Source organism: Neobacillus sp. PS3-12, from assembly GCF_030915385.1.
Classification (GTDB): domain Bacteria; phylum Bacillota; class Bacilli; order Bacillales; family Cytobacillaceae; genus JAEVLT01.
Map to the genome: position 1 here is coordinate 563946 of NZ_CP133268.1, position 25948 is coordinate 589893.

Sequence of the window (25948 nt, forward strand, 5' to 3'; positions counted from 1 at the left end):
TGTAGGTGTAGGTGTAGGTGTAGGTGTAAGTATAAAAAGGTATTTTCAAAATAGTATTTAATAATTCTGATTCTAAAATAAGAATGTACGTTCTGCACTATGATAATTATAGTATAAAAAGACATGTTTGTCTATTTTTTACTATATTTTTAAAAACTGCTAATAACCCCTTTATAACTGATAATTCAGGAGAAACTCTAAAAACTTTCTTTGCTTTGTATGTTGAAATTTCATTACCGCATAGGTATTGGCTTGAGGAAGCTCAATCGTGTTACATGGAACTTCAATCATTCTTCCTTCTAAAAGCTCCTTTCTTACCGTACAAAGAGGTAAAAACGAAACGCCCAATCCTTCCATGATAAATTTCTTGGTGATATGTACCTGCGATACCTTCATCATTTTTGCAGATGGATAATTCCTTTTGACCAATCGGCAGAGATTGTCCCAGTAGGCATGATGGTTATGCGTCAGAAGAAAATTTGAGGTAAGTACAGCTTCTTCGTCTACGAAATCCAACCCATCATTCGAAGTAACTAATATAACCTTATGACTATACAATTGTTCACACACTAAATCGGAATGGACAGTGTTTAAACAAGATAACCCAAGGTCAACCTCTTCATTCAAGACCGTAGCTTCAATATCTGTTGACTCGACAATTTTTACAGATACCTCCACCTGGGGATTCTTATTTAAATATGTTTTTAGGACAAATGGAAGGATTGTATCAACGAGTAATGGAGATATGGCCAGAGAAAGTTTCGTTGTATACCCCTGCTTAAAAGATTGTAAGTCATCCAGCCCGCTTTGATAGATCTCTATTAATCTTTTTGCATGTTCAAAATATCTTTTTCCCTCTTCGGTTAATCTCATTTTCTTTTTATCCCGTTCAAATAATTGCACACCTAATTCATTTTCTAATTGCTTTATATGAACAGTTACAGAAGGCTGTGAGATATATAAAAGCTCTGCTGCTTTTCGAAAATTCCCGCATTGGGCAGCGGTTAGAAACGTATTTAACCAACTTAATTCCATTCTAGAACACCCCATGATTAAAAATATTAATTAAAATAATTAGAAATAATTAATTTTCATAATTATTTTTATTTTATAAAATAGTTTTTAAAAATGAAAGGGGAAATTTTGATGTATATTCCTGGATTAAAAGGTATTGTTGCAGCGGAAACAAAAATCAGTCATATCGATGGGGAGAAAGGTGTCCTTAGCTATCGTGGCTATAACATTTTAGAAATTACAAAAAAGTATTCTTTTGAGGAAACCGCCTATCTGCTTTGGTTTGGGGAATTTCCCAATAAAGAACAATTAAAATTTTTAAAAGATCAATTGTCCAGTTTTCGTGAACTTCCAAAGCATGTTGAGGAACTATTATCTCATCTTCCTGCTGAAATGGATATGATGAGTGTGCTTCGAACAGCCATTTCCGCTATAGGAGGCAAGGATTATACATGGAAACCGACCGTTGAACAAGCCATGAGATTAACTGCCCTTTTCCCAACAATGATCGCTTATCGAAAAAATCAGTTGGAGGGAAAACCGTTTATACACCCAAGTAAAGACTTGAATCATGTAGAGAATTACCTTTATATGCTAAATGGGAAAGTACCTTCCAAAGCTCATGCCAATGCCTTGGAAACCTATATGATTTTAACGATGGAGCATGGGATGAATGCTTCTACTTTTGCCGCAAGAGTAACGGTATCGACAGAGTCAGATCTTGTTTCAGCGATCACATCAGCAATTGGAACAATGAAAGGACCATTACATGGCGGTGCACCTTCTGAAGTAATCGACTTATTAAATGAAATCCATGTAATGGGAGATGCAGAAGAAGTCGTTCGTACGAAGCTGGCTAACGGCGAGAAATTAATGGGATTTGGACATAGGGTATATAAAACGGTAGATCCCAGAGCTGCAGCATTAAAAGCCAAAATAAAGGATTTTACTGGCCAGGACCCATGGCTTGATTTAGCTTTGAACGTAGAAAAAATTGGTATCGAACTGTTACAAGAATATAAACCTGGACGGTCTCTTTATACAAATGTTGAATTCTATGCTGCCGCCATCATGAATGCCATTCAAATGGAACCAGAGTTATTTACACCTACCTTTAGTGCCAGCAGGGTGGTTGGCTGGAGTGCACACGTACTAGAACAATCAGAAAAGAATGTAATATTTAGGCCTGAGTCCAACTTTATTGGTGAATTTCACAACGAACTGACAACTGCCTTCTAACTGGATGGAAATGAATTCATCCAGTTTTTTTTGCTAGCAAAAAGTTCATAGGCATTTAATTTGAAATACGAAATATATTTGTTGTATTATGTGAAGGATTATTTTTGATATATACGTTTGAAGGAAGTGTCATCTTGAAGGAAATGTCACGTATTAAAACGGTCAGCCTTATTGGTTTTCTTGTGGTTGTATGGGGTATTTCCTGGCCTATTTATAAAATTGCCTTGAACTTTACCCCTCCTCTATTGTTTGCGGGAATGAGAACTCTTTTTGGCGGTCTTTTACTGGCTATTCTGTTAATCTCGAGACGGGATAAGATTTGCTGGAAAGAAAATTGGCGGATTTACATGATATCAGCCCTTTTTAATGTTATTTTATTTTTCGCTCTACAAACTATCGGTCTGATGTATCTGCCATCAGGTTTATTCTCGGTATTGGTCTACCTGCAGCCAGTTTTGGTAGGTTTATTAGCTTGGCTTTGGCTTGGTGAATCGATGTCACTATTAAAGGTGATCGGTTTATTAATTGGATTTGTGGGTGTGGCTACGGTAAGTTCCAGTGGATTTTCCGGGCATATTGCGATGATTGGAATTATTTTAGCCCTATTAACCGGGATCAGCTGGTCAATTGGTACCGTTTTTGTAAAAAGGATCGCCCACAAAGTCGATTCGATGTGGCTTACGGCCTTCCAATTTATCATTGGAGGAATTTTCCTTACTGGCCTGGGGACGGGAGTAGAGAATTATGCAGATATCGTTTGGAATGGTGCATACCTGTCGGGTTTACTTTTTGGTTCTATTTTAGGGGTCTCAGCTAGCTGGATCGCTTATTTTACACTTGTTAATAATGGAGATGCCAGTAAAGTAGCATCCTTTACTTTTTTAGTTCCCTTGATAGCCGTTTTTACCAGTACGCTATTTTTGCATGAAGCTTTTACAACAAACCTTTTATTTGGACTTGTATTCATCGTTGTCAGTATTTATTTGGTCAACCGTAAACCGAGTCTTAAAAAGCAACAGATTGAACAAGCCATTTAATAATTGTTTGAAATAGAGGCATAGCCAAGCGCTATGCTTTTTTATTTGAAAAAGAATAAAATTTTACTATTATTTATGACAAAATATTGCAAATTGCTTTATAATTTGAATATTCCATTACAAATAAAGTTTCATTTCTAATCCATATAGTTTTTCGATTATGTTTCAAAGGGGAGAAAAATTTGGATAATGAACAATTATTGACTTTTATTAATGTATCGGATTTAAAAAATTACTCTCGCGCTGCGGAACACTTAAACTTAACCCAGCCTGCAGTTACAGCAAGAATACAAAAGCTTGAATTGGAATTGAATTGCAGACTCTTCTTGCGAGATGGAAAAAAGATATCTCTTTCAGAAGAAGGATTGGCCTTGCTACCTTTTGCTCAAAAAATAGTCAACTATATGAATGAAGCTAAACAAGCAATCGATACTTTGAAAATTCCATCCTTAACCATCGGATTATCACCTGCCATTTCTGTTTCTGTCCTTTTTCAAGTATTATCGCTATTACGTGAAAAGAACCAGTTTTTATTCGATATTGTCGAAGCAGAAGATTCGACTGAAATAGCTAAGATGGTTACAGAGGGAAGGGTCGATATTGGACTCGTTAGAAACGTGGTTCAATTTGCGGATCTTGAATCAAAGTATCTGTTCCTTGAAAAATACAAATTTATTGTAGGTAAGAACCACGAATTAGCAGCTAAACCTGTCATTTCTTTGAAGGATTTAATTGGCCAAACGATGATTTGCTACCGTAGGCAAACCCCTATTGCTGTAAAAATTGATGAAAAGTTAGTTGGCGTTGAAAAACTAAAACGTATTGAAGTCGGCGGATTTGAAATGGTAAAATTCATGGTAAAAAATAATTGGGGATTCAGTATCATTTCAGAACTTGCGTTAGGAAATGATAAAGAAGATGTGCCCAATCAGCTGAGGGTCATCCCTTTTCCCGAATTTAATGATCTTACCTTTCATATAACAGGAATTTACAAAAAGGATTCACCAAAATTGGAAAACCTACAGTTGTTTTTAGATTACTTTGAATCAACTCTACAAACACTGCAATAAATTAACAATTCAGTGGTTTTCCCTCTAGATATTCCGCAGATTCGTAAATATTGAATAAAAATAGCAGAAAGCAAATAGTCCGCAGAAGAAAACCCTGCGGACTACCAAAAATGAAAGCAGTGATTAAGATAAAATTCGTTTTTCACCTTCAATTGCTTGAATAGGGTCAATGTTTTGGGTGAATTCCAGTGTCCCGATATATTGTCCATTTTCATCACGAACTGCGAAATATCGAATATAAACATATTTATCACGAAACTTAATCCAAAAATCATCACAGTCTTTCTTTCCTGCTTTAAAATCTGCCAAGAGTTCCTCAACTACATGAACACTTCTTGGCGGATGACAGTTTTGAACCGTTCGGCCGATGACTGCCTTTGTACGTGCAAATATTCTTTCCTTTCCATGCGAGAAATATCGGACAACATCCTCGTGATCTATAAAGGTGATGTCAACAGGTAAATGGTTTAACAAGAGTTCAAGCTGTTTTAATGACAAGGTCCCTGTTTCCATTTTAATATAACCCTCCGAAATGGCTTTCTCATCCAAACCCTTCCGCTCTGGCTTCCATTCAGCCGCTGGCCCAGTCAAGCAAAAGCCAATTTCATCACTTTCATGGGCAATTTTAACCCACTCATCTTCGGTAAAATTATATAGTGCCATCGGAAAAAGAATATTTTCTTCACGATAAATCATCCCGCTGACTTCACTAATGATATAGTTTACAGCCCCTACGACTTCTTCTTTGTCTCCACTATAATTTGTTAGTTTTAATTTTGCGAGCTTAATGGAATCACGAATATAATCATCTATTCTCCACATATTGGTACTTGGACCGAATATTCCATACTTTTCTAAATAAGGAAAAACCAAATTCTCTTTACGGCTATAATGCTTATCGATATCAAGCATCATATTGATATCTTCAAGGAGCAAGTACACATGTTCATCTGAATCCGTTTCTGCAAACTGATTTAAATGAACTTGCAGCTTTAATGTTATTAGTTTATCAATTTCTTTATTTTCGAGTATAAACGTATGAATCGGGTGACCTGGCTGTTCTTCAGGGTGTTGTAAGGTCTGCTCCACCTCAATGGAATCTTTAAAGATTTCCAGGTGGTTCGCATATAAATCATGGACTTCGACAATCGAAATTCCTTCATCCTCCAAGAAATCATTTGAGAGCTGGGAAATTTCTTCAATTGTTATTTTTCCAATATAAGCGTCAAAATGTGCTTTAACCTCATGAATATTTCTGCCATTATGAAGTTCCTTAAAAATATTTCTTAATATTTCAAGTCGTTCTGGATTATTTATCGTGTGTTGTTTGCGGTTATTAATAATCTCACTCATAGGTTTCTCCTTTTGGGTACTTTGCTGATAACGTTTCTCAGTAAAAGAATATCACGGATAAAGTTTCATCTATGTGATGTACATCATTAATTAGCCGTGAATTTTTTGAAAAAAATGTGAACAAAGTACCCTTGAGATCCCCTATATTCATGATATTCTCTAGATCATTAAAATTTCCCGGATATCCTCTTCAGTCAACATGGTGGATGTATTTTCTGAAGAATCAATTATTTCCTCAATTAAATTTCTTTTCTTCTCTTGCAGTTCATTCATTTTTTCTTCAATTGTTCCACTGGCAACAAGCTTAATCACTTGAACGTTCTTTTTCTGACCGATCCGATAAGCACGGTCTGCTGCCTGCTCCTCAACAGCTGGATTCCACCAAATATCATATAAAATGACGGTATCAGCCCCCGTCAAGTTAAGACCAGTACCGCCTGCTTTAAGTGAAATAAGGAATAGGTCCCGCTCACCCTCGTTAAAACGATGGCAAATGTCTACCCGATCAACTGAAGGTGTTTGTCCATCTAAGTAAAAAAAACCTCGTCCTTGAAAAGCTAGCTCCCTTCCAATAATCTCAAGCATTTTTGTAAACTGAGAAAAGATGATCACTCTTCTTCTGGAAAGCTTTGCTTCTTCAAGTAGTTGCATGAGCTGTTCAAATTTCGCTGAAGTGCCTTTATAACCATCCACAAACAATCCTGGGTGACAACAGATTTGCCTTAACCTAGTTAAACCAGCAAGGATTTTTATCCGATTTTTTCTAATCGTATCTTTGTTAAGATGCTTTAAGGTGTCATGCCTTAGTTTTGCTAAATAGGCTGCATAGAGCTTTTTCTGATCAGCCAGTAATTCCACTGATTCAATCGATTCAATTTTTTCAGGGAACTCTTTTAAAACATCTTCCTTCATCCTTCGAAGCATGAACGGACGAATTCTCCTTGCAATTGTCTTTCTTGACAGGTGACTGTATTCCTTTAACCCTTGAAATAGTTCAGGAAAAACAACATGAAATATCGACCACAGTTCCTCCGCAGAATTCTCCACCGGTGTCCCTGTAAGGGCAAAACGATTTTCTGCCGTGATTTTTTTTACTGCCTTAGCAGTTTTAGACAACGGATTTTTAAAAGCCTGTGCTTCATCAAAAAACACAGTATGAAAAGATTGTTTTTCGTACCATTTTACATCACTACGCAATAACGGATAGGAAGAAATGACAACGTCCTGTTTTAAAGCTTTGTTCTGGATTTTAGAACGGTTCTGTTTATTTCCATCAATCACAACTGCCCGAATTTCAGGGGCAAATTTTTTCAATTCAAAAAGCCAATTATACGTTAATGACGACGGACAAACAATTAATATAGGGGTCTCCTTATCACGAAGTACGGATAAAACAGATACTATGAAAGTGATACTTTGCAGGGTTTTCCCGATCCCCATATCATCCGCAAGGATTCCACCGAATCCATAACTTGCAAGATTTTTCATCCATTGATAACCCTGCTTTTGGTAGTCCCTTAACACCATTTTTAAACTTTTTGGAATTGGAAACTCCTCTTTCTTCGGATTTGAGAGGTTTTCTAAAAACTTTCGAAAAGACTCCTCAAACGTGAAAACTTTTTGTTCATCACCGAGGTCAAGAAGTCGTAATCCCTGAACTATTGGCAGGTTCAAACCTTTTTCTAAATCTTCATATTGAGAGGGCACAGCCTGCAAAAATCGTTTGATTTCTTCAAAATCCCTTTGTTCAAGAGAAAGCAAGGAGCCATCTCGCAATCGATAATATTTTCGTTTTTCCTCTAAAGCATCTAAAACATCACGGATTTCGCTATCGCTGATCCCTTTTAACTCAAATTTAAATTCAAGCCAATTGGTTCGTTCTTTTTTCAGCTTTACCCGAATGCTTGGGAAAGCAGGTCCTCGAAAAATCCGATTTTTCACGGCGATTGTTGCATAGATTTGGACAAGCCTTTGAAGTTCGGGAACTACATGATAGAGAAATTCATATTCCAGCTCTTCATTATGCAAAAAATAACCTTCTTCCGTTTTTGCAAATGAGCTGTCTTCCATTAACTTGAGAATCGCTGCTTCTTTTTTAACATCCCTGATCAATAATGTTCTTTCTTGTGGCTGTCGATTTTCCAACGGATTAAACACGATATTTTCATAGCAAAATTCTAATCCAGCAAGAAGCTTGTTATTCACTCGGTCCAAATAAAGCTTTGCAATTAGTGGTGTTTTTACTAGTTGATTCGAGATTTTATCATCTATTTTTAGGTCACCTAATTTTTTTAATCCTGGGACCACCTTTTCAATAAAGAAGTCTACTTGTTCAGGATGAATCGGAATGCGATTCGTTCCCACCTGCTCAATCATATGATTTAATTCCAAAAGACGTCCTGTATCCTCACTTTCAAGTGAAACGATCTTGCCTTCTGTTAATACCATATGATAAAGGTCGAGCACGACCATTCGATTAAGTCCATTAACCTTTAAGGTATACCGATTTTCCTCTTTGAAAAACTCAAACTCCAATGGTAATCTCTCTTCTGAAAAACTTAAACTATCGAACGTTTCACCGTTAACTTTTAGTTTAACGAATGGAGCATCTTTCAAGAGTGGAAATATCCGTTTCCATGCCGTAGGAGGAATAATTAATTGTTTTATGTCAGAATGAGCTGGTAATGGGTCATTGTAGACCTTTTCATCTTGAATGATCCTTATTAGTTCTCTCATCACCCTATCAGATTCTTTTTCAAAGCAAAATCTCCCTGGATCGAATGTAAATGATGCCGAAAGTATAGTAGAGATTCCTTCTTTAACATTCACTAAAAAGTTTCGAATTTGTTGAACCTCTTTTGAAGCAATTTCGAGCTCGATCCCAAGCAATTGATTAGTACCTACAGAGATAGGTTTGCATATAAAAACGACAGCCACTTCATTTCTTGTTTCGAAATGGTTCAACCTGCCGGTAAAAGGAACAGAATGTTCATTAAACAAAGTTAAGAAACCAGTTGTCAAACTGCGATTTGTATCCTGGGTTTGTTCAGTTGGGATCGTCCCCTTTTTTGATGCTGGAAGACTGCGATTAAAACTGCAGCAATATGTTGACAATCTTTGTTGTAAGAAGCCAGCTTCGGGCAGCTGCATTTTGAAAGGATGCTGCCCTTCTCGTCACATTGAATCGTGGCATGGAAATCCTCTGAACCAATCACTGTGGCTTCGCAAAAATCGGGACTAAAATGATTAAATTTTACTTTATTAGCATGATAAAAAGAGTCTCCTCTTTTGAAGGAGACTGTTCCGCACATTTCTTTGATTTTTTTTTCATTTAATATAATATTCAAGAGTCTGTTTCCTCCTGAGGGCTAGTCTAGACAATATTGTATCATATTTTTCTCTTTTGAAAATTAAGTAACCAGCCAATACCAAACCGATCAACAAGGTTTGCATGAAGCGCTCCCCAAAATGTTTCTTGAAGTTCCAGAGTAATCCTGCCTCCTTGGCTGAGTGAGTCATACACTTTTCTAATTTCCTCTTCACTTTCACATTCTAAAACAATTCGGACATGATCCCCTTGATTAACTTTACTAAAAGTATCTGAAAAGTGAATGATACTGTTTCCAAAATGCAGCTCTGCATGGAGACATTTTCCATCCCCAGTTTTCTGGATGTTTGTAATCTCCCCTCCAAATAACCCTTGATAATACTCCATGACATTGAGACAATTATCTACAAATATGTAAGGACTGGCACTTTTCATTACAATTCACTCCAGATATATATTTCCCTTGATTTTATCACAAATGACTTAAACTATCATGTTTGTCCTTTCATAAAAAAGCGTCTCATTTTATATTTAACTCACGTTAAAAACCTGAACAGTTTTTACCTGTTCAGGTTTTTACTAGGCTTTTGTGATTCTATGCTTGGATATAGTTCGTGTTTCTAAAATCTAAATCTGCTTGTTCGACTGCCTGCTCAAAAATAATAAAATCTTCCTCTTCCCAAATGGATAGCTGAAACTTTTCCTGTAGTTCTAAAACGATTTCTTTTGGTAAGCTTTTTGTAACATATATTAGCGGCTTCATTTATTTTCAACCCCTCAGCTTATCGATTTACATTTAACAAAACTACTGTTAGTTATTTAGACGATAATCAATCAGCTATAGAAAACTCTTACCGTTCTTCAATTGGAACATATTTTCTTAATTGTGAGCCAATATATTCCGCTCTTGGACGAATAAGTCGGTTATTCGCATATTGTTCTAAAATATGTGCTGTCCAGCCTGACGTTCTGCTAACGGCAAAGATTGGAGTGAACAATTCCCTTGCAATTCCCAAGCTATGGTAAGTTGAGGCTGAGTAAAAATCAACGTTTGGAAGAAGTCCTTTTTCTTTTTGAATGATTTTGTCAATTTCCACAGACATTTCATACAATTTGTCCTGACCAGTAAGAGAAGTTAGTTTCTGTGACATCCCTTTTAGGAATTTAGCACGAGGGTCTCCTGTTTTGTATACACGATGACCAAAACCCATAATTTTTTTCTTTTGAACCATTGCTTCATAGACATAGGATTCAACATTTTCGACTTCGCCAATTTCCTCAAGCATTTTCATTACTGCCTCATTAGCTCCGCCATGCAACGGACCGCTTAAAGTACCAATTGCTGATACAATCCCTGCATAAATATTAGCTAATGTCCCAACTGTTACACGGGATGCAAATGTGGAAGCATTTAGTTCATGGTCTGCATGAAGAACCAATGCAGTATCCAATGATTTAATGGCCAGCTCCTCAGGCTCTTCCCCATTTAACATATATAAGAAATTCTGAGCAAAGGAAAATTCAGGCTTTGGTAAAAGAATTTCTTTTCCTTCTTTTACACGTTGGATGTTTGCCACCACTGTTGAAATTTTTGCTTGAATCTTTAATGCTTTAAGACGATTCGCTTCAGGAGACATATCATATGCATCCTCATCGTACATCTCAAGAGCGGAAATAATTGTTCGAAGCATTGCCATCGGGTGAGTATCTTTTGGAAGGGCTTTCAATAGTGAAGTTACTTCAAGAGGTAATGTTCCTTGTTGAGCAAGATCCTTCCTCAACTTAGTAAGTTCTTCTCGTGTAGGTAATACATCATTCCATAGCAAGTATATAACTTCTTCGAAGCTTGCATTCTCAGCTAATTCATCAATATTAATCCCTCTGTAAGTTAAAACACCATCAATAATAGAACTAATACCAGACTGTGTTGCCACTACCCCTTCTAAACCTGCTGTTGACATTCTACTCTCTCCTCTCAACCTCAAAAATATCAAATTTATTTAAAATATTAAAATATCTAAAAACCTATTATAATATCGCTTTTAATAATTTTCTTAAAATTCCAACTTTTCTATACTTATACTTTACAACCTCGTAATCTATAAGTAAAATGAATAATTAGAATATATAGTATGAATAGAATGAATAAATAGTATGAATAGAATGAATAAATAGGAGCCTATTATGGAATTGCGTGACTTAAAATCTTTTATTGAAGTTGCCTCTCACAAAAGCTTTACCAAGGCAGCGGCGCATTCTTACTTAACACAACCTTCTCTAAGTAAAGCAGTAAAAAAATTAGAGGATGAACTCCATGTGGAACTTTTCGATCGATCAACCAGAAGTTTGCGTCTGACTGATGCCGGAAGGATCGTTTTCCAGCAAGGCCAAAAAGCACTTTGTGCATTGGGGGAATTGGATATCCTTTTGGATGAAATGAAAGAAGTGGTCGTTGGAGAAATTAAAATGGGTGTCCCACCCCTTATTGGTACTCTATTTTTCCCAGAAATTGCCCGTAACTTTCACGATAAGTATCCAAAGGTTACACTCGAATTGGTTGAACTTGGGGCGAAGAGAATCACTCAGCTGGTTGAAAGCGGGGAAATAGATCTTGGAATAATCGTTCTTCCAGCAAGTGAAACAAAATTTGATGTTTACCCATTCATTGAAGATGAATTTGTATTATATCTGCATGAAGATCATCATCTAGCTAAAAACAAAGTAGTAACAATAAGTGATTTGAAGGATGAAAAATTCATCCTGTTTTCCGAAGATTTTGCTTTGCATGATTATATTAAACAATCTTGTGAGGAAGCTGGTTTTACTCCTGAGATCTCCTACCAAAGCTCACAGTGGGATTTAATTATTGAGCTTGTTTCTTCAAACCTTGGTATTACCCTCATGCCAATATCCATTTATTACAAACAAACGAATCAAAATGTAAAAATCATTCCAATTGAAAAACCACATCTTTATTGGAAACTTGGGCTTATCACTAAAAAGGATGCCTATCATTCTTTTGCTTTGAAAGAGTTATTAAAAATGCTCGAGAAAAATGAGAATTCCTCCAATGACACTTAACTGATCTCGTGATAGTTTCTTACCGATATTAACCCAAAGCGCCTATGTGTATAGGCGTTTTCTTTTTTTTGGTAAAACAACATGTAATATTTTCCTCTCTTAATATTTTTCATTGGAAAAATACATGTAGGACATACTAAAAGTGGAGTATTAAGAAAGCATTTTATTTCTTGAAGGTACATATACAAGCATGGGGGAATCGTAATGAGGACAAGAATGGCCATTTGGTCTGGTAAAATGGCAGGGATACTTAGCAAATCAATGGGAAACGATGGGACCACCATTCCGGGGGTTGTCGCTCGGAAAGTGGATCCTCTCTTTTTGAGGCATTTAAGAAAAACGGCTAAAACCATTATCTATATCACAGGGACAAATGGAAAAACAACAACAGCAAACTTGGCAGCCCATTTGCTTCGGTTTGCAGGGAAAAAAGTGATTGCTAATTTGGAAGGTTCCAACATGGTAACTGGCCTGTCTGCTGCGCTTGTCCGTCAGACACCATTAGTTGGATGGCGTGTGAACGAAATTGCCGTAATGGAAGTAGATGAAGCAAGCCTTCCGAAGGTGGTATCTGAATGTGCCCCTGATTATCTGATTGTAACAAACTTTTTCCGCGATCAGCTTGATCGCTATGGGGAAGTTGATTTGCTTATTAAAAAAATGAAAGAGAGTCTTCGTACTTTTGATATTAAACTTATTTTGAATGGTGATGACCCATTTGTACACCGTTTCTCAAGTTTGCAAAAAGAGAATATTTATGTGGGTCTTGATGCCAATGCCTGCCCTTTTCAATCCTACAGTATGGCTGAATCTAAATATTGTCCGGAGTGCCAAAATGAGTTAACCTACACAACCATCCATTATGGTCAGTTGGGACACTACAAGTGTTCGTGCGGGTTCTCGCGTCCAGAACCGAATTTTTCTGTTGAAAAGGTTGAAAATGGCATTCAAGGTGTACGCCTGAGCGTTGATGGAGTGTCCTATCCAACTACTTTAAAAGGTATGTACAATGCCTACAATGCTTTGCTGGCCATAACAATGTGCAGGACATTAGGTATTGACTCAAAATACATTCAAGATGGACTTGTCTCGTATCACAAAGGGAATGGCAGAATGCAGGAATTTTCGATTAACGGGGTAAAGTGGAAGCTTAATTTGGTTAAAAATCCAGCGGGAGCTAATGTAACACTATCGGAATATATGCTAACCAAAGAAAAAAAGCAATTTATTTTCTGCTTAAATGATGAACTGGCTGATGGTGAAGATATTTCATGGATATGGGATATTGATTTAGAAATGGCAAATCGTTCGGAAGTTGATATTTATATTGCCTCTGGAAAAAGGGCTTATGATGTCGCACTAAGAATGAAGTATGCAGGGATACCCTCAGAGAAAATCATGATTCTCCCCAATTTAAAAGAAGCAGTGTTCTATACAAAATCGAAAGCTCTACCAACCTACGTAATGGCAACATATACTTGTCTTTCTCCGCTGATCAGCATCCTATCCAGGGAAACAGACAAGCTGGAAAAAGGAGATGAGAACATTGGAACTGCTACTATACCACTTTTGCCCAGATACCTTAAACCTGTATGGGGACAGAGGAAATATCATATGTTTAAAAAAACGATGCGAATGGCGGGGAATTACGCTTCAAGTCGAAGAAATAAATAAACCCGAAGATCTAAGGAAGAAAGAATGTGACTTATTTATGATCGGTGGCGGCAGTGATCGGGAACAGGCCATTGCCACCAAACGACTAACGCCTCTAATTAAGGAAATTAAAGCATGGGTGGATGATGGGGTTGCTGGTTTAACCATTTGTGGCGGATACCAGTTTCTAGGAGAATACCTACAAACGAATAATGGCGAAAAATTAATGGGTATGGGAATTCTCCCTTTTTACTCGATTGCAGAAGAAAATAGACTAATGACAAATCTATTAGTAGAATCCAGGCAATTTGGGAAAGTTGTTGGTTTTGAAAATCATAGCGGCAGAACCTACCATGACTATCCGACACTTGGCAAAGTGGTCAAAGGGTATGGGAATAACGAGAATAGTGGTGAAGAGGGGCTTCACTATCATCACTTAATTGGGACCTATCTGCATGGCCCAATCTTACCGAAAAACCCAGTAATCGCTGATTACCTTCTAGATAGTGCATGTGAACGTAAATATGGAAAAAAGTTGGAGCCGCTTGGAGACCAATTAGAAAACGAAGCAAGAACAACCGTCTGGAACCGATTTATCGAAAATCCTCCTACACGAATGAATCGATTGCTTCGAAAGAAGTCGTCTTAAATAAAAATACCCAATAAATAAAGGTTAAGCACACATTATAAATATATAATGTGTGCTTATTTGTTTAGTTAAGATCTTCAAATTCCTTAGCGATTCTTTCAAAAGCCTCTTTAATAATCGGGCGCGGGGACGGAAGACAAATTCTTTGATATTCCAACCCTTCTTCACCAAACATTTTTCCATCTTCTAAAATGACATTTGCTTTATTGTATATTCGATCATGTACTTCCCTAGGTGATATCCCATAACCGCTAAAATCCAGCCACATTAAATAAGTTCCCTCTGGAATTCTGGTTTTTACTTTTGGCATTCTTTCAGCAAGGAAACTTTTCACCCATTCCATCGTACCATCAATATACTCCTTTAATTGCTCTAACCACTCTTCGCCTTCGTTATATGCCGCAATAAGAGTAGAAATAGCAAATGGAGTGGCAACTTGGTGTCCCATTGCATTAACAAACTTAGCCCGAAGGTTCGGATTTGGAAGTACCATGTTAGTACAATGCAGACCCGCAACATTAAACGTTTTATTAATAGCCGTGCAGGTAATTATATGCTGATCATCTTCCGCAAGTTTTGCAATTGGGGTAAAGACCTGATCCCGACGAATTAAATCCCCATGAATTTCATCAGCAACGATTAAAACATGATTTTGAGCACAAATGTTAGATAATCGTTTAAGCTCTTCATTGCTAAAAATTCTTCCAGTTGGATTATGCGGATTACAAAGAATAAACATTTTCGTTTTTTCATCTTTTACTTTCTGCTCAAAATCCTCAAAATCAATGGTGTAAACTCCAGCGGCATCAACTTTCAATTTGTTATTAATGACTTTTCTTCCATTGCCTTCAATTGCGCTAGTAAACGGAGGATACACGGGGCGTTGAATAATAACGCCATCACCTGGGTCTGTAAATGCCCGAACAGCAACATTAAGAGCAAAAACTGTTCCTGGACTGTAAACAATTTCTTCCTTTTTAATTTCCCAGTCATGGTGCTTTTTGAACCAATACTGAATGGCTTCATAATATTCGTCTGGAAAAACGGAATAACCAAAGATTCGATGGTCCACTGTTTTACGCAATGCATCAGTGACTGGCTGTGGAATGGGAAAATCCATATCTGCCGTAAATAATGGTAACGAATCAGCATCATATCTTTCCGTAATTCCACTTTTTTTGATTCTTTCTCCTCCATCCCATTTTAAGGAATATGTCCCTCTTCGATTAACGACCTCATCAAAATTATATATCATGATTTTTCCACCTTTACTATGTACTTATAATTAGAATACCAAAATCAAAACTTTCCCCCAATAAGTTTGTTTTTTTGTACATCAAAAACTCGATGGGCCAATTTACAATCCAGTTAAACAAATCATGAAAGGCCAGAATGTTCTTCTTTTTTGGAAGTCCTAAAAATAAGAATCAGGTACGAAAGAACTGCCCCACTGCCGGCACATACAATGACAACTCCCATCGGAATTGCAGTATGTTCTCCACCTAATCCGACAAATGGTGCTGCAATTGCCCCCAAGGCAAGTGACAAAACACCTAGCAAGGCAGAAGCGCTCCCTGCATTCTTTCCTTGTTTTTGCATAGCGAGTGAAAAACCTGCGGTATTAGTTACCCCAACACTTGCCACCACAAAAAAGAGCGGGACCAATATCAGATATAGGCTTACGTTTAAACTAATAAATGTTAGGAGAACGATTCCGCCAATAAAAGAAGTAGTCAATCCAAATACAAACAACTTAGCCTCATGAATTCGTCCAGCTAATCTTCCGGTCGTTTGACCTGCAATCATAATTCCAACAGCATTTATAGCAAAGATCATGCTAAACATTTGCGGGGAACCCTTATATATATTTTGAATTATGAATGGTGAGCCTGAAATATAAGCAAACATACTAGCAAAGACAAGGCCTTGTGCCAAGGCATAACCAATGAAGCTCTTATCCAGGATAAGGTTTCGAAAGGTCTTTAATGTATGTTTGATACCTCCTAACGATCTTCTTTCTTCATGAAGTGTTTCAGGTAAACCGAAAAGGACGACTAAAAACATAATAAAACCGATGGCACTTAAAACAAGGAATATTCCATGCCATGATATAACTTTTAATAACTGAGCCCCGATAACTGGGGCAAGAATCGGGGCCAGCCCATTTACTAAGGCAAGCAGGGCAAAAAATTTCGTTAATTCATATCCGGAATAAAGATCGCGCACAATTGCCCTTGAAATAACAACACCTGCAGATCCAGCTAATCCCTGGAAAAGACGCATAACAACTAATAACCATATTGATGGACTAAATACGCATAATAAAGAAACAATAAAATATATAATTAACCCAATTAAAAGCGGTTTTCTGCGTCCAAATACATCACTTAATGGACCTGCCAGCAACTGTCCTGATGACAGACCAAGTAAGAAAAAGGTTAAACTTAATTGAGCCAATGTTGGGCTGGCATGAAAATCTCGAGCAATGTTTGGCAGTGCAGGCAGATACATATCGATTGATAAAGGACCAAATGCCGCCAACGAACCTAAAACAACTGCCATCCACAGCCGCTTAGAGCCTGAGATTCCCTCCCCAATATTATTCTTTATAGATTCTCTCATTCTTAGACCCCTTCCTATCCTTGAACGAAATCTCACTTTTTCAAAAAGTGGGAAAATTACCTTATCACATAATATAACATGATAAAGTTATTTTTACTTTTAATTTAGCTTCGATATCCGAAGTAATTTCTTCTGTTTAGAACCTATTGGTTAAATGAAAAAAATACAGAACAGATTCATAATCTGCCCATTTTTAATTGGTACGTATGAAATTACGATGTTTTCTTAAACTAAACGTAGAGTTCGGCTCTTATTGGAAAACAATTTTCGTTATTCATGTTGGTATGGGGGTGAAACAAATGACTGAAAAAAAGTCAAGCTTTCCAAATGTAAGTCTAGGCGGTAAATTAAACAAACAAAAATCAGAGAAACATGCTGGGAACCTGCGTTATCGTGAAAAAGATGAATCAGACTCCATTACTAAAAAGTAAAAGATGTTAAAAGAGCTTGGGATGCCAAGCTCTTGTTTTCCTTTTAATTTGAATATTTAACTAAAACAAAAAATTAAGGGTGTATAGAATGTACGATAATTGGATTTATAACCACTTCATTAACACTTCTTTTTTTATTGTCTTTTGTTTATCTTTACCTCTCGCATTTGGAATTTGGCTCCTCTTTTCCTTAATTAATATAAGTAATAAAGAAAACTCAAAATAAGCTGCCTTTCGTTCTCCATTCTGTTGCCAATATTCCTTAAAAAATATGCTCGCCATAATGATCGAACAACCATTAGAATCAACAAGAGCCGTGGAAATTTCCCACGACCCCCGATGTTATCTTATTTATACATTGAATTATATTTTCCTTCATGTAATAAATCCACAAATTCATTAGACAGATCTCCTAAATGAAGAATCTCGTCCCACCCATTGACAACACTTTGAAAAAAGTCGGAAGTTATATTGAAGTCAATCAGGAGATCCCCAGTATTGCTGTATACACTGGTATAAAGATTTCCCGATTTGTCTTCCAGCTCTAACAATTTTTGAAAGGATATATCTTGATTATTCATTTTAAAATTTACTTTTATTTGAAGGAGATCAGAAGCTTCAGTAAAAATTTCAGCTATTTCATCTACCTGATCCTTATTAAGGTCTGTTGGTGAAGTTTGATTTAAATATTGTTCCATTCTCGCATCAAGCAATTTTAATTGATCAAGTTGATTTTTATTATTTTCTTCAACTTGCCCTATATAATCAAAAAACCTTTCAACTTCCTGGTCGGTAATTCCTAATTCATTTAGATCATTTTCTATCTCTGCCATAAAATCATCATGTTGAACATAAAAGCCAACAGAAGTATCTAAATCCTCAATAAATGTATATTCACTTAAGGAATCCCCGAAGTGATCCAGCAAGGCCTTTAATTGCTTATCAGTTAATTTATATTTGCTTAGTAATTCCTGGTAATTATCAGTATTAATTGGAGTTCCGAGAAGGTCTTTCAAATCTGCAACAGAATTAATCTCATTCAGTGGTATTTCATAATAAGCTAAATAATCGATTAAATCTTGCTTTGTCCAGCCAATTTTCGTTAAATATTGGTTAAGTTCATTCTCTGGAGGTGCGGCTAATACACCAGGAACATTCATAAAAAGTATCAAGGAAAGTAAAGATATAACAAAGGATTTTTTTATAATCAATTTAACTTGCCTCCCTTAAATTATCATTTCATGTTTAATGTTCCCAACATACGCCGATTAAAGAATGAAAGAAATTGCCAAAACTTAAAGGTAAAAAAAACAGCTGTATTTAACAGCTGCCTCTAGTTTACATAAAAATTTTTAACCATCTCACCCATTACCCAATTTGCCCTTGCCCCTGTTACTCCAGTACTAGGACATACACCTTTGTTACCAGTTAATTCCGCCACAATTGTTTCAACGAGTGGCTGATGTACATGCTGTGGCGGCTCAAAACTCCAATTTTCTGATCGACTAGCAGTGATTAAAGTAATTGGTTCATTCCCAAAAGTGGAAAAAGTAATTTTCCCTTTACTGCCGATAATTTCGTTTACATCAACATTTTCAAAAGCAGAAAAACACCAATTTCCTACTCCATGAACTCCGGATTCAAACAAGTATGTACCTGTTACAATATCTTCAGCCTGATAATAACCTGCTTGATTAGAGGCAATGCCTTTGACAGCTTTTATAGGCCCAAGTAAAAAGTCAAAAAGGTCAAGCGTATGACTGGCCAAATCAAAAAATAAACCACCTCCTGCCAAATGAGGCATAACACGCCAAGGAAGTTCTTCAGCATCCATCACTTCTTTTGCAGCATACTGATATTGAGTCGTTGTCACAAACCGAACATCCCCAACAGCTCCATTTTCCAATAACTCTTTAATTTTTAAAAATCGGGGCATTGCTCTGCGGTAATAGGCAACAAAAAGCGGTACATCAGCCTCCTTGCAGGCTTTAATCATTTCTTGACATTCAGTTTCATTCAGCGCCATTGGTTTTTCTACATAAACAGCTTTTCCAGCTTTTGCTGCTTTTATGGTATATTCTTTATGGAATCCGGGCGGAGTTGCGATATAGACTGCATTCACATCAGGATCGTTAATAAGTTTATCTGCATCCTCATACCACTTTGGTACACTGTGCCTTTGTGCATAATCTTTAGCTAGCTCTCCTGACCTTCTCATTACAGCAACCAACTCAGAGTTCCTGCTTTTCTGGAATGCCGGCCCACTTTTCACTTCTGTTACATCACCACACCCAATGATGCCCCAGCGAACCTTGGTATACTTCATGTTGAACTCCTCCTTTATTATTTTCGCTTCTATTTTTCCATACCTTTTCAGTAAATGCCATTTTTAATTTGGAATTTTCTTTTTTAGTATCATTCGATACTATCGTGCTGGCTCAAATGTAAACACATATACCTTTTATCCAACTTTAGTCATAATACATATTCACTATTTTTCTATTCTTTAAATGATTATGTTATTATAAAAACAAGGGCAAATTTTGCGAAAGCAAAAGACGCAAAGCCACGGGCCTAACACAATTCTTTTGTCATGGCAGCCGGGTTACCAGGATTTTAAAATCTTGTAATGTGAGGAATGTATAATGTTTTATCCTACTTTTTTCTGCGGTGTAACTAAAATCAGACATATTGTAAAAGATCGATATTGTTATGAATGTGGGCAAAGATATAATTTAAATTTTGATATTAAGAAAAAAGACCTAAAAAATATTAAATTCAGGCCTTTGGAAGAAATAACATGCCCTAGATGTAAATCACAATTAGAAAAAGGAAATAAAAAATAGCGGAAGTAGCCTCTCTTTACTGTTTAACACAAAAGATTCTTAAATTAGTTCAGCATTTTAAAAATACTATATTTGTGTCAATATTCCGAACTATATTTATTCTATTCTTTTAGTTTGATAAACTATTATCTAGGAATACCCATTATCTTATGTATTCCTTTTGTACCCCAGACTTTTTTACATGACTCCCATTAAGCTGGGGTTATTTTTTTGTGTTTTTCTGTTAGGAATAGGAAATTTTTACTTAAAATTGGAGTTTTTTTGTTCACTTCTTGGCCTAAAGTGTTTATCTCCTGTGGGAAAAATCACTTAACTATTTGTAAATTTATGATAAATTTGTAAATGTACACTACCAAAAAGGAGATCACTCATGTTTTTTATGCCAATTAATGATGAGAAATCCAAACTTGAAAAGCTTATTGAAACGCTTCGTGATGAAATGATCCGTATTGGCATCCAAGAAGGACTTAACAGTGAAAGAACTTTAGAAATAAGTCAAAAACTTGATATCTACATCTCCAAATATCATTTTTTAAAAAACTAATTAATGTGTCATATAGTGAGAGAATACTTTCACTTTAGTATATAAATGATTCGGTTAACTTGTTGTATCAAGCCTGTCTTCTTTTAAGGTAAGGTTCTTAACTTTCATCCACTGACACTAATATTTTCTTCATAAACATCCATCATTTTTTAAAAATTTACCATTCTCTTGAGGAAGTGTCTTTTGACACTTTTTTATTTTGGATAAAAATCTTTTCAGCTATGTATTTGATGATGGTTTTAAATGCGTAATTTTAGTTCAAACTGTTAAAAAATATCTACTGCATTTGATACTTCAAGTAAGGAGTTTTAAAATGAATGATTTGTTAGCACATATTCCGAACGGGCACCCGTTTATTGCTGTTATCTTCCTTATAATAGGAATATTCTTAGTTAGATCTTTATTTAGATTTACTTTTAAATTAGCCTTTCTCGCTGCCATGGTAGGGATCATTCTGTTCGGAATCCTAGGGTATTCACCCAAAGATGTTTTCAATAAAGGTAAACAAATAGCTACTTACACAACCTCCTATGTAGAAGATACAATTAAACCGGCAATTTATAATGGAATAAAAAATGCTCATGTCGAAAAAGGGCCAAATGGAAGGGTGGAATTTATTGGAGATCATTTTAAAATTGGACAAACACCCCAAGGCAAGTTTGTCTTTCAGGTTAATTCCTTAAATGTAACTATTAGTCAAGATGAACTGGCTAAATTTTTGAGCAAGGATGAAATGCAAAAATTGCTGCAAACCCTTCAAGACAAAAAACAACCGAATGAACTATAAACGAAAAAAGCTGGATAAATTCTCTTTATAGAAGTAGAATTTACCCAGCTTTTTCAATTTTCTTTATTGGTGCTAGTCAAGAATTACAATTTTCACTGCCTTGCGGCCATATGCTAGTGCATCTGCCCTTGTAGGCATTAATACATCAATTCTATGACCTTTTATTGCACCGCCGGTATCACCAGCAATGGCAACCCCATAACCTTCAACCCAAACCTTTTTCCCTAATGGAATAACCGATGGATCAACAGCTATCAATTTCATATTTGGATTTGCTTTAATATTGTAACCCAGTGTTGTCATATATGCATTATCTTCTGGATTGTATGCAGTTGCAGTAACATACATTTCTTCGCCGTTTCCTGCAGATTGAGCAGTTCCACTTTGAGTGCTGCTTGCTGCCGCTTGACTTGCGGCACTTGCCGCTGCTTGCTCTTGACGAAGTTTCTCTTGTGCAGCTTGAATTTGTGACTCAATATTGGCTTTTTCATCTTGAGTAACTTGCATTTGTTGGTCAATTTGATTCATTTTATCCTGAAGCAAGGTTAAATTATCTTGTCTTTTTTGCAAATTTTGAGCAAGATCGTCTTGTTGTTTCGCCAATGATTTTTGCTCTTCTTCTAATACTTGTTCTTGCCTATCAATCTCTTTTTTGTCATCTTCTATTTTGCTAAGATCATTCTTTTGTGCTGCTAATATATCCTGGTCTGCATTAAACAAGGCAGTAACAGCACTTGCACGTTGGATGAAATCATCGAGATTTTTAGAATCCAAGAAAACTTTAATGACCATACTAAGATGATCATCATGCTGAAGTGCAACAATCCGTTTTTTCATAACGTCTTTGCGAGCAGAGATTTTATCTTCCAAAGTAACAATTTCCTGCTTTTTCTCTTCAATGAGTTGATTTGTAGCCGCCACTTTTTGCTGTGTACTATTTAATGCGGCCTGGTTCTGGGAAATATATGTATTTAATGAAGCGATATCTTTTTGAATACCTTGAATATCATTACTTACTGATTGTTTTTCTTGAGCTTGCTGGTTTAGCTGCTGCTGAACATTTTGTAAAGCTTGTGTGTTTGTTTGCGCATAGGTAAGTGCGGATCCAGAAACGCACAACGCCCCAGTAAACATTGTGAGAATTATACGCTTTATCATTTGCATACACCTCCTCTTTTTGTATACTTATTTATAACAAAAGTTTGTACCAACCATGTTACAAAAAGATTAAAACTGTATCTCATTTTGTCATAAAGCCTGAAATAACAGCAATTAATGAGGATTTATGCGCTAAATATGGTAGAAATTAGTCTATTATTACATAAAAGAAGACCTCAGAGGTCTTCTTTTAATGACATCATATCTACGTTATTTATTGTTTTTCACTACAGAATCAAAAATATTTTCTCCTTTTGATCCACCTTCAGAGCTTTGTTTATTTAATATTTTCAACAGTTCGTCTTGTGTAATTGGTTTTGCATGTGGCATCAGTTCAAAGCCGAATTCTCCATCTGATTCAATTGTTCCGATTTTAACATCTGTAATATAAGAAATCCCCTTTTGACGTAATCTCATTTCTAATTGTTTCTTGGTCATTCGCAATTTCCTTAAATTATCTGTAATTAACTTCCCTTCATTAATAACAAGTGTAGCGTCGCCGATCAAATAACGCTCGAGAATACTCAGTTTGAGCTCAAGCTTTTGGACGACAATGATAAAAACGCCATAGACAACTAGGACAAGGATCACTTGCCATAATTTATTTTCCTTGACTGCGTGACCCATTGTTGTGCCTATTGCTAAGATTACAACCGTTTCAAGAGCGGTCATTTTCGCAACCGATTTTTTACCTGCAAACCTTAAGACGATAACGCTGGTTAGTAATAATAATATGGATTCAAAAATGAAGTTAAAGTTCAAGACCACCACGCCTGACATTATTGTTAACCATATTTTTATCTTTTCAGGTTGTCCCTAACCCCCTGGGTATTGAAATTCTTTTTAGAAATTCTTTTTTACTAGTTTGTAATGGACAAGATTTTCCATTACAGCTTTCTTACAAAACGGTTAGAGTTCGCAAATTTCCGTATATCAGAATTAAAAAATACATAGTTGTGGCTGAGCTAGTGAACATTGGAACCCTTAACCGACTAACTAAGGCAATGCAAAAGGTCGAAATGGTCTAGATTTCGACCTTTACTTATTTATATAAATTGTAGTTAATTTAGTTTTAGATATGGAGCCTTTCCTTCAAAATACGTTCCCAATGCTTTTTGTTTCACAGCATCTTGTAAAATATTAGGAGTTCCTGCTTTCCCAAGAAAAGCAAAGATTCCGGATGCCATTGCAATTTTAAATGCAGCTATTTTAGATTTCATACCACCGGTGCCCACTGTGCTTCCAGTTCCTCCAGCAGCGGCCTCGATTTTAGCAGTTATTTCATGAACTCGTTCCAACCGTTTTGCTTGCTTCGTTTTCTTGGGGTCTGTATTATATAAGCCATCTATATCTGAAAGAATAATTAGCATATCAGCATCTGTCAGGATTGCTGCTTTTGCAGCAAGAGTATCATTATCACCAAACTTAATCCGACTAACCGTTACAGTATCGTTTTCGTTGATAATTGGGATAATGCCTCGTTCCAGCAGAACATTTATTGTATTTTTCACATTCTTATACCTATTTTGATCCGAGAAATCTTCTTTTGTAATAAGGATCTGTGAAACAATGTAACCATGCGACAGGAAAAGCTTTGAATAAACTTCCATCAATAGACTTTGGCCAATTGAAGCAGCAGCTTGCTTTTCAGGCAGGCGACTTGGCCGCTCAATAAAACCAAGCTTTCGATAGCCGGCAGCCACTGCACCTGATGATACAAGAAGAATTTGATGTCCTTCATCTTTTAACTGAACAATTTCATCCACCAATTTTTCGAGCTTCTTTCGACTTATTTCCCCTTGTAGGCTTGTAAGGGAACTGCTGCCAATTTTAATCACTATCCGCTTTTGTATGTCCTGCACCATCAAATCACCCCTATTTCTATCGATTAAATTTACTGTTTTGAAGTTCAGTACTCATTTCTTTTGATCGGGAGGCTGCCCTTTTAATTGCTTGAAAGATTGCCATTCCACCGCCATAGTTTTCTAATGCAGCTAATCCTGCTGCTGTTGTCCCATTTGGTGAGGTTACTTTTTTTCGTAATATTGCAGGTGATTCTTTTTGCTGTAATACCATTTTTGCTGCCCCAAGCAGAGTTTGAGCACTTATTTCCCTTACTGTTTCCATATCAAGACCACCGTTTGTACCCGCCTTTTCGATTTCTTCCATTAAATAGTAAAAATACGCAGGCCCACTTCCGGCGATACCAGTAAAAATATCCATTTTCTCTTCATCTATTAAGTATACGGAGCCCAACGTACTCAGAAGTTCTTTTCCCCTAGATATTGCTTGTTTATCGGCGTTCTTTCCCGGAGACATAGCTGTAGCAGATTCACAGATTAAACTTGACGTATTGGGCATAATTCGAATCACCTGTTGTTCGGTTGGCAAGTTTTCCTCAAGCCAAGAGGTTGTGATCCCAGCAACTGCTGATAAAATAAGTACATGCGGTTTTAGCTTCGTTTTCAAAAAATGGAACACGTCCCCGATATCCTTTGGTTTCGTTACTATAATCAAGATATCAATTTCCTCAAAATTTAGCAGTTCCATTTTGATGGCTTTTACCCCGTATTTTGTTTTTAACTCGAGTAATCTTAGTTTATTGTTTCGATTTGTAACAAAGAGTTGACACTTTGGAAAGTTTCCTTGTTTAACAATTCCTGCAATCATCGCCTCGGCCATTGATCCGGCACCTAAAAAAGCAATGTTTAGTCGTGTTTTCAATTTTACCCCCCCATTCTGTTTCTATTGCTTTTATGAACCCTAGAAAGATACGTTAATGCAAATGTGTTGTATTTTCACCTCATTTAAAGGTCAAATTATTTTCCACGCTTTTATACTCTCTTTCTAAATCACTTAAAGTCCATTCATATAAGTGTTTATTGTTTTTTTTATATATACCGGATTTAATAAGTTTCTCAATTAAATATTGTCTTTTTTGCTGAATTTTACTTTTTAATAAATGTTCCACCTTTTAAAGACGCCTCCCTCTTTAAACTTGAAGCTTCTATGCCATTATAATGATGGCAAATTTAGGAATTTGTCGAACTATTGGTTATTTCTGGACTCTTAAACGAATTGTTATCATTCCTTAATAAAAGACAAAGAACTGTATTTTAATACCTTTCATACCTCT

Annotated in this window: 22 protein-coding genes, 2 pseudogenes and 1 riboswitch; of the genes and pseudogenes, 9 read left to right on the forward strand and 15 right to left on the reverse strand. The window is 36.3% G+C overall.

What is annotated here, in order from left to right:
- Positions 1-171: 171 nt before the first annotated feature.
- Positions 172-1035, reverse strand: a complete 864-nt coding sequence (locus RCG17_RS02880) for a LysR family transcriptional regulator (RefSeq protein ID WP_308173772.1) — start codon at positions 1033-1035, stop codon at positions 172-174.
- A gap of 111 nt (positions 1036-1146) precedes the next feature.
- Between RCG17_RS02880 and RCG17_RS02885 the strand changes: the two genes are divergently transcribed.
- The 3 genes from RCG17_RS02885 to RCG17_RS02895 all read left to right on the forward strand — a co-directional run bounded on the left by RCG17_RS02885 (position 1147) and on the right by RCG17_RS02895 (position 4360).
- On the forward strand, positions 1147-2253 hold the full coding sequence (locus RCG17_RS02885; protein WP_308173773.1) for a citrate synthase/methylcitrate synthase: 1107 nt from the start codon (positions 1147-1149) through the stop codon (positions 2251-2253).
- A 134-nt stretch (positions 2254-2387) separates the two neighbouring features.
- Positions 2388-3290, forward strand: coding sequence for a DMT family transporter (locus RCG17_RS02890; protein WP_308173774.1), 903 nt, complete (start codon positions 2388-2390; stop codon positions 3288-3290).
- A 182-nt stretch (positions 3291-3472) separates the two neighbouring features.
- Positions 3473-4360, forward strand: coding sequence for a LysR family transcriptional regulator (locus tag RCG17_RS02895; protein ID WP_308173775.1), 888 nt, complete (start codon positions 3473-3475; stop codon positions 4358-4360).
- 123 nt (positions 4361-4483) lie between these two features.
- Here the strand turns inward: RCG17_RS02895 and RCG17_RS02900 are convergent, their stop codons facing one another.
- The 5 genes and pseudogenes from RCG17_RS02900 to RCG17_RS02920 form a co-directional block, all read right to left on the reverse strand.
- Positions 4484-5713 carry a DUF438 domain-containing protein gene (locus RCG17_RS02900; RefSeq protein ID WP_308173776.1) on the reverse strand — a complete coding sequence of 410 codons (1230 nt, stop codon included), beginning with the start codon at positions 5711-5713 and terminating at the stop codon, positions 4484-4486.
- Positions 5714-5872: 159 nt separating this feature from the next.
- Positions 5873-9060, reverse strand: a pseudogene (locus RCG17_RS02905) (SNF2 helicase associated domain-containing protein).
- 41 nt (positions 9061-9101) lie between these two features.
- A complete protein-coding gene (locus RCG17_RS02910) occupies positions 9102-9476 on the reverse strand; it encodes a VOC family protein (protein WP_308173778.1) in 375 nt (124 codons plus the stop codon).
- 160 nt (positions 9477-9636) lie between these two features.
- On the reverse strand, positions 9637-9804 hold the full coding sequence (locus tag RCG17_RS02915; RefSeq protein ID WP_308173779.1) for a hypothetical protein: 168 nt from the start codon (positions 9802-9804) through the stop codon (positions 9637-9639).
- An 88-nt stretch (positions 9805-9892) separates the two neighbouring features.
- Positions 9893-11002 (reverse strand): citrate/2-methylcitrate synthase, encoded by a 1110-nt coding sequence (locus RCG17_RS02920; RefSeq protein ID WP_308173780.1) that lies wholly within the window; start codon positions 11000-11002, stop codon positions 9893-9895.
- A 223-nt stretch (positions 11003-11225) separates the two neighbouring features.
- On the opposite strand from RCG17_RS02920, the gene RCG17_RS02925 reads away from it, so the two are divergent.
- From RCG17_RS02925 to RCG17_RS02935, 3 genes are all read left to right on the forward strand, one after another.
- Complete coding sequence (locus tag RCG17_RS02925; RefSeq protein WP_308173781.1) at positions 11226-12122, forward strand: LysR family transcriptional regulator; 897 nt, start codon at positions 11226-11228, stop codon at positions 12120-12122.
- A 204-nt stretch (positions 12123-12326) separates the two neighbouring features.
- Positions 12327-13796, forward strand: a complete 1470-nt coding sequence (locus RCG17_RS02930; RefSeq protein WP_308173782.1) for a MurT ligase domain-containing protein — start codon at positions 12327-12329, stop codon at positions 13794-13796.
- The gene (locus RCG17_RS02935) at positions 13735-14424 is read left to right on the forward strand and encodes a type 1 glutamine amidotransferase (protein ID WP_308175759.1); all 690 of its coding nucleotides are present in this window, start codon (positions 13735-13737) and stop codon (positions 14422-14424) included. The genes RCG17_RS02930 and RCG17_RS02935 overlap by 62 nt, the downstream gene beginning before the upstream one ends.
- A 64-nt stretch (positions 14425-14488) precedes the next feature.
- On the opposite strand, the gene RCG17_RS02940 is transcribed toward RCG17_RS02935, so the two are convergent.
- Together RCG17_RS02940 and RCG17_RS02945 are read right to left on the reverse strand one after the other, a co-directional pair.
- Complete coding sequence (locus RCG17_RS02940) at positions 14489-15679, reverse strand: MalY/PatB family protein (protein ID WP_308173783.1); 1191 nt, start codon at positions 15677-15679, stop codon at positions 14489-14491.
- A 122-nt stretch (positions 15680-15801) separates the two neighbouring features.
- The gene (locus RCG17_RS02945) at positions 15802-17046 is read right to left on the reverse strand and encodes a multidrug effflux MFS transporter (RefSeq protein WP_308173784.1); all 1245 of its coding nucleotides are present in this window, start codon (positions 17044-17046) and stop codon (positions 15802-15804) included.
- 299 nt (positions 17047-17345) lie between these two features.
- Between RCG17_RS02945 and RCG17_RS02950 the strand changes: the two genes are divergently transcribed.
- Positions 17346-17477 (forward strand): hypothetical protein, encoded by a 132-nt coding sequence (locus RCG17_RS02950; RefSeq protein ID WP_308173785.1) that lies wholly within the window; start codon positions 17346-17348, stop codon positions 17475-17477.
- 347 nt (positions 17478-17824) lie between these two features.
- Here the strand turns inward: RCG17_RS02950 and RCG17_RS02955 are convergent, their stop codons facing one another.
- The gene (locus RCG17_RS02955) at positions 17825-18688 is read right to left on the reverse strand and encodes a processed acidic surface protein (protein WP_308173786.1); all 864 of its coding nucleotides are present in this window, start codon (positions 18686-18688) and stop codon (positions 17825-17827) included.
- 122 nt (positions 18689-18810) lie between these two features.
- A complete protein-coding gene (locus RCG17_RS02960) occupies positions 18811-19803 on the reverse strand; it encodes a Gfo/Idh/MocA family protein (protein ID WP_308173788.1) in 993 nt (330 codons plus the stop codon).
- Between the two features lie 199 nt (positions 19804-20002).
- A riboswitch (cyclic di-GMP riboswitch) is annotated at positions 20003-20090 on the forward strand.
- Positions 20091-20693: 603 nt separating this feature from the next.
- Between RCG17_RS02960 and RCG17_RS02965 the strand changes: the two genes are divergently transcribed.
- Positions 20694-20867, forward strand: coding sequence for an aspartyl-phosphate phosphatase Spo0E family protein (locus RCG17_RS02965; RefSeq protein ID WP_308173789.1), 174 nt, complete (start codon positions 20694-20696; stop codon positions 20865-20867).
- A gap of 313 nt (positions 20868-21180) precedes the next feature.
- Positions 21181-21654, forward strand: coding sequence for a hypothetical protein (locus tag RCG17_RS02970; protein WP_308173790.1), 474 nt, complete (start codon positions 21181-21183; stop codon positions 21652-21654).
- Positions 21655-21726: 72 nt separating this feature from the next.
- Here RCG17_RS02970 and RCG17_RS02975 read toward each other — a convergent pair whose 3' ends face one another.
- The 5 genes and pseudogenes from RCG17_RS02975 to RCG17_RS02995 form a co-directional block, all read right to left on the reverse strand.
- On the reverse strand, positions 21727-22812 hold the full coding sequence (locus tag RCG17_RS02975; RefSeq protein ID WP_308173791.1) for a 3D domain-containing protein: 1086 nt from the start codon (positions 22810-22812) through the stop codon (positions 21727-21729).
- Positions 22813-23022: 210 nt separating this feature from the next.
- The gene (locus RCG17_RS02980) at positions 23023-23592 is read right to left on the reverse strand and encodes a DUF421 domain-containing protein (protein ID WP_308173792.1); all 570 of its coding nucleotides are present in this window, start codon (positions 23590-23592) and stop codon (positions 23023-23025) included.
- A gap of 284 nt (positions 23593-23876) precedes the next feature.
- A pseudogene (proB, locus tag RCG17_RS02985) lies at positions 23877-24677 on the reverse strand (glutamate 5-kinase); the annotation flags it as partial.
- Between the two features lie 16 nt (positions 24678-24693).
- Positions 24694-25536 carry a pyrroline-5-carboxylate reductase gene (gene proC / locus RCG17_RS02990; RefSeq protein WP_308173793.1) on the reverse strand — a complete coding sequence of 281 codons (843 nt, stop codon included), beginning with the start codon at positions 25534-25536 and terminating at the stop codon, positions 24694-24696.
- Positions 25537-25615: 79 nt separating this feature from the next.
- The gene (locus RCG17_RS02995) at positions 25616-25783 is read right to left on the reverse strand and encodes a Fur-regulated basic protein FbpA (RefSeq protein ID WP_308173794.1); all 168 of its coding nucleotides are present in this window, start codon (positions 25781-25783) and stop codon (positions 25616-25618) included.
- Between the last annotated feature and the right edge of the window lie 165 nt (positions 25784-25948).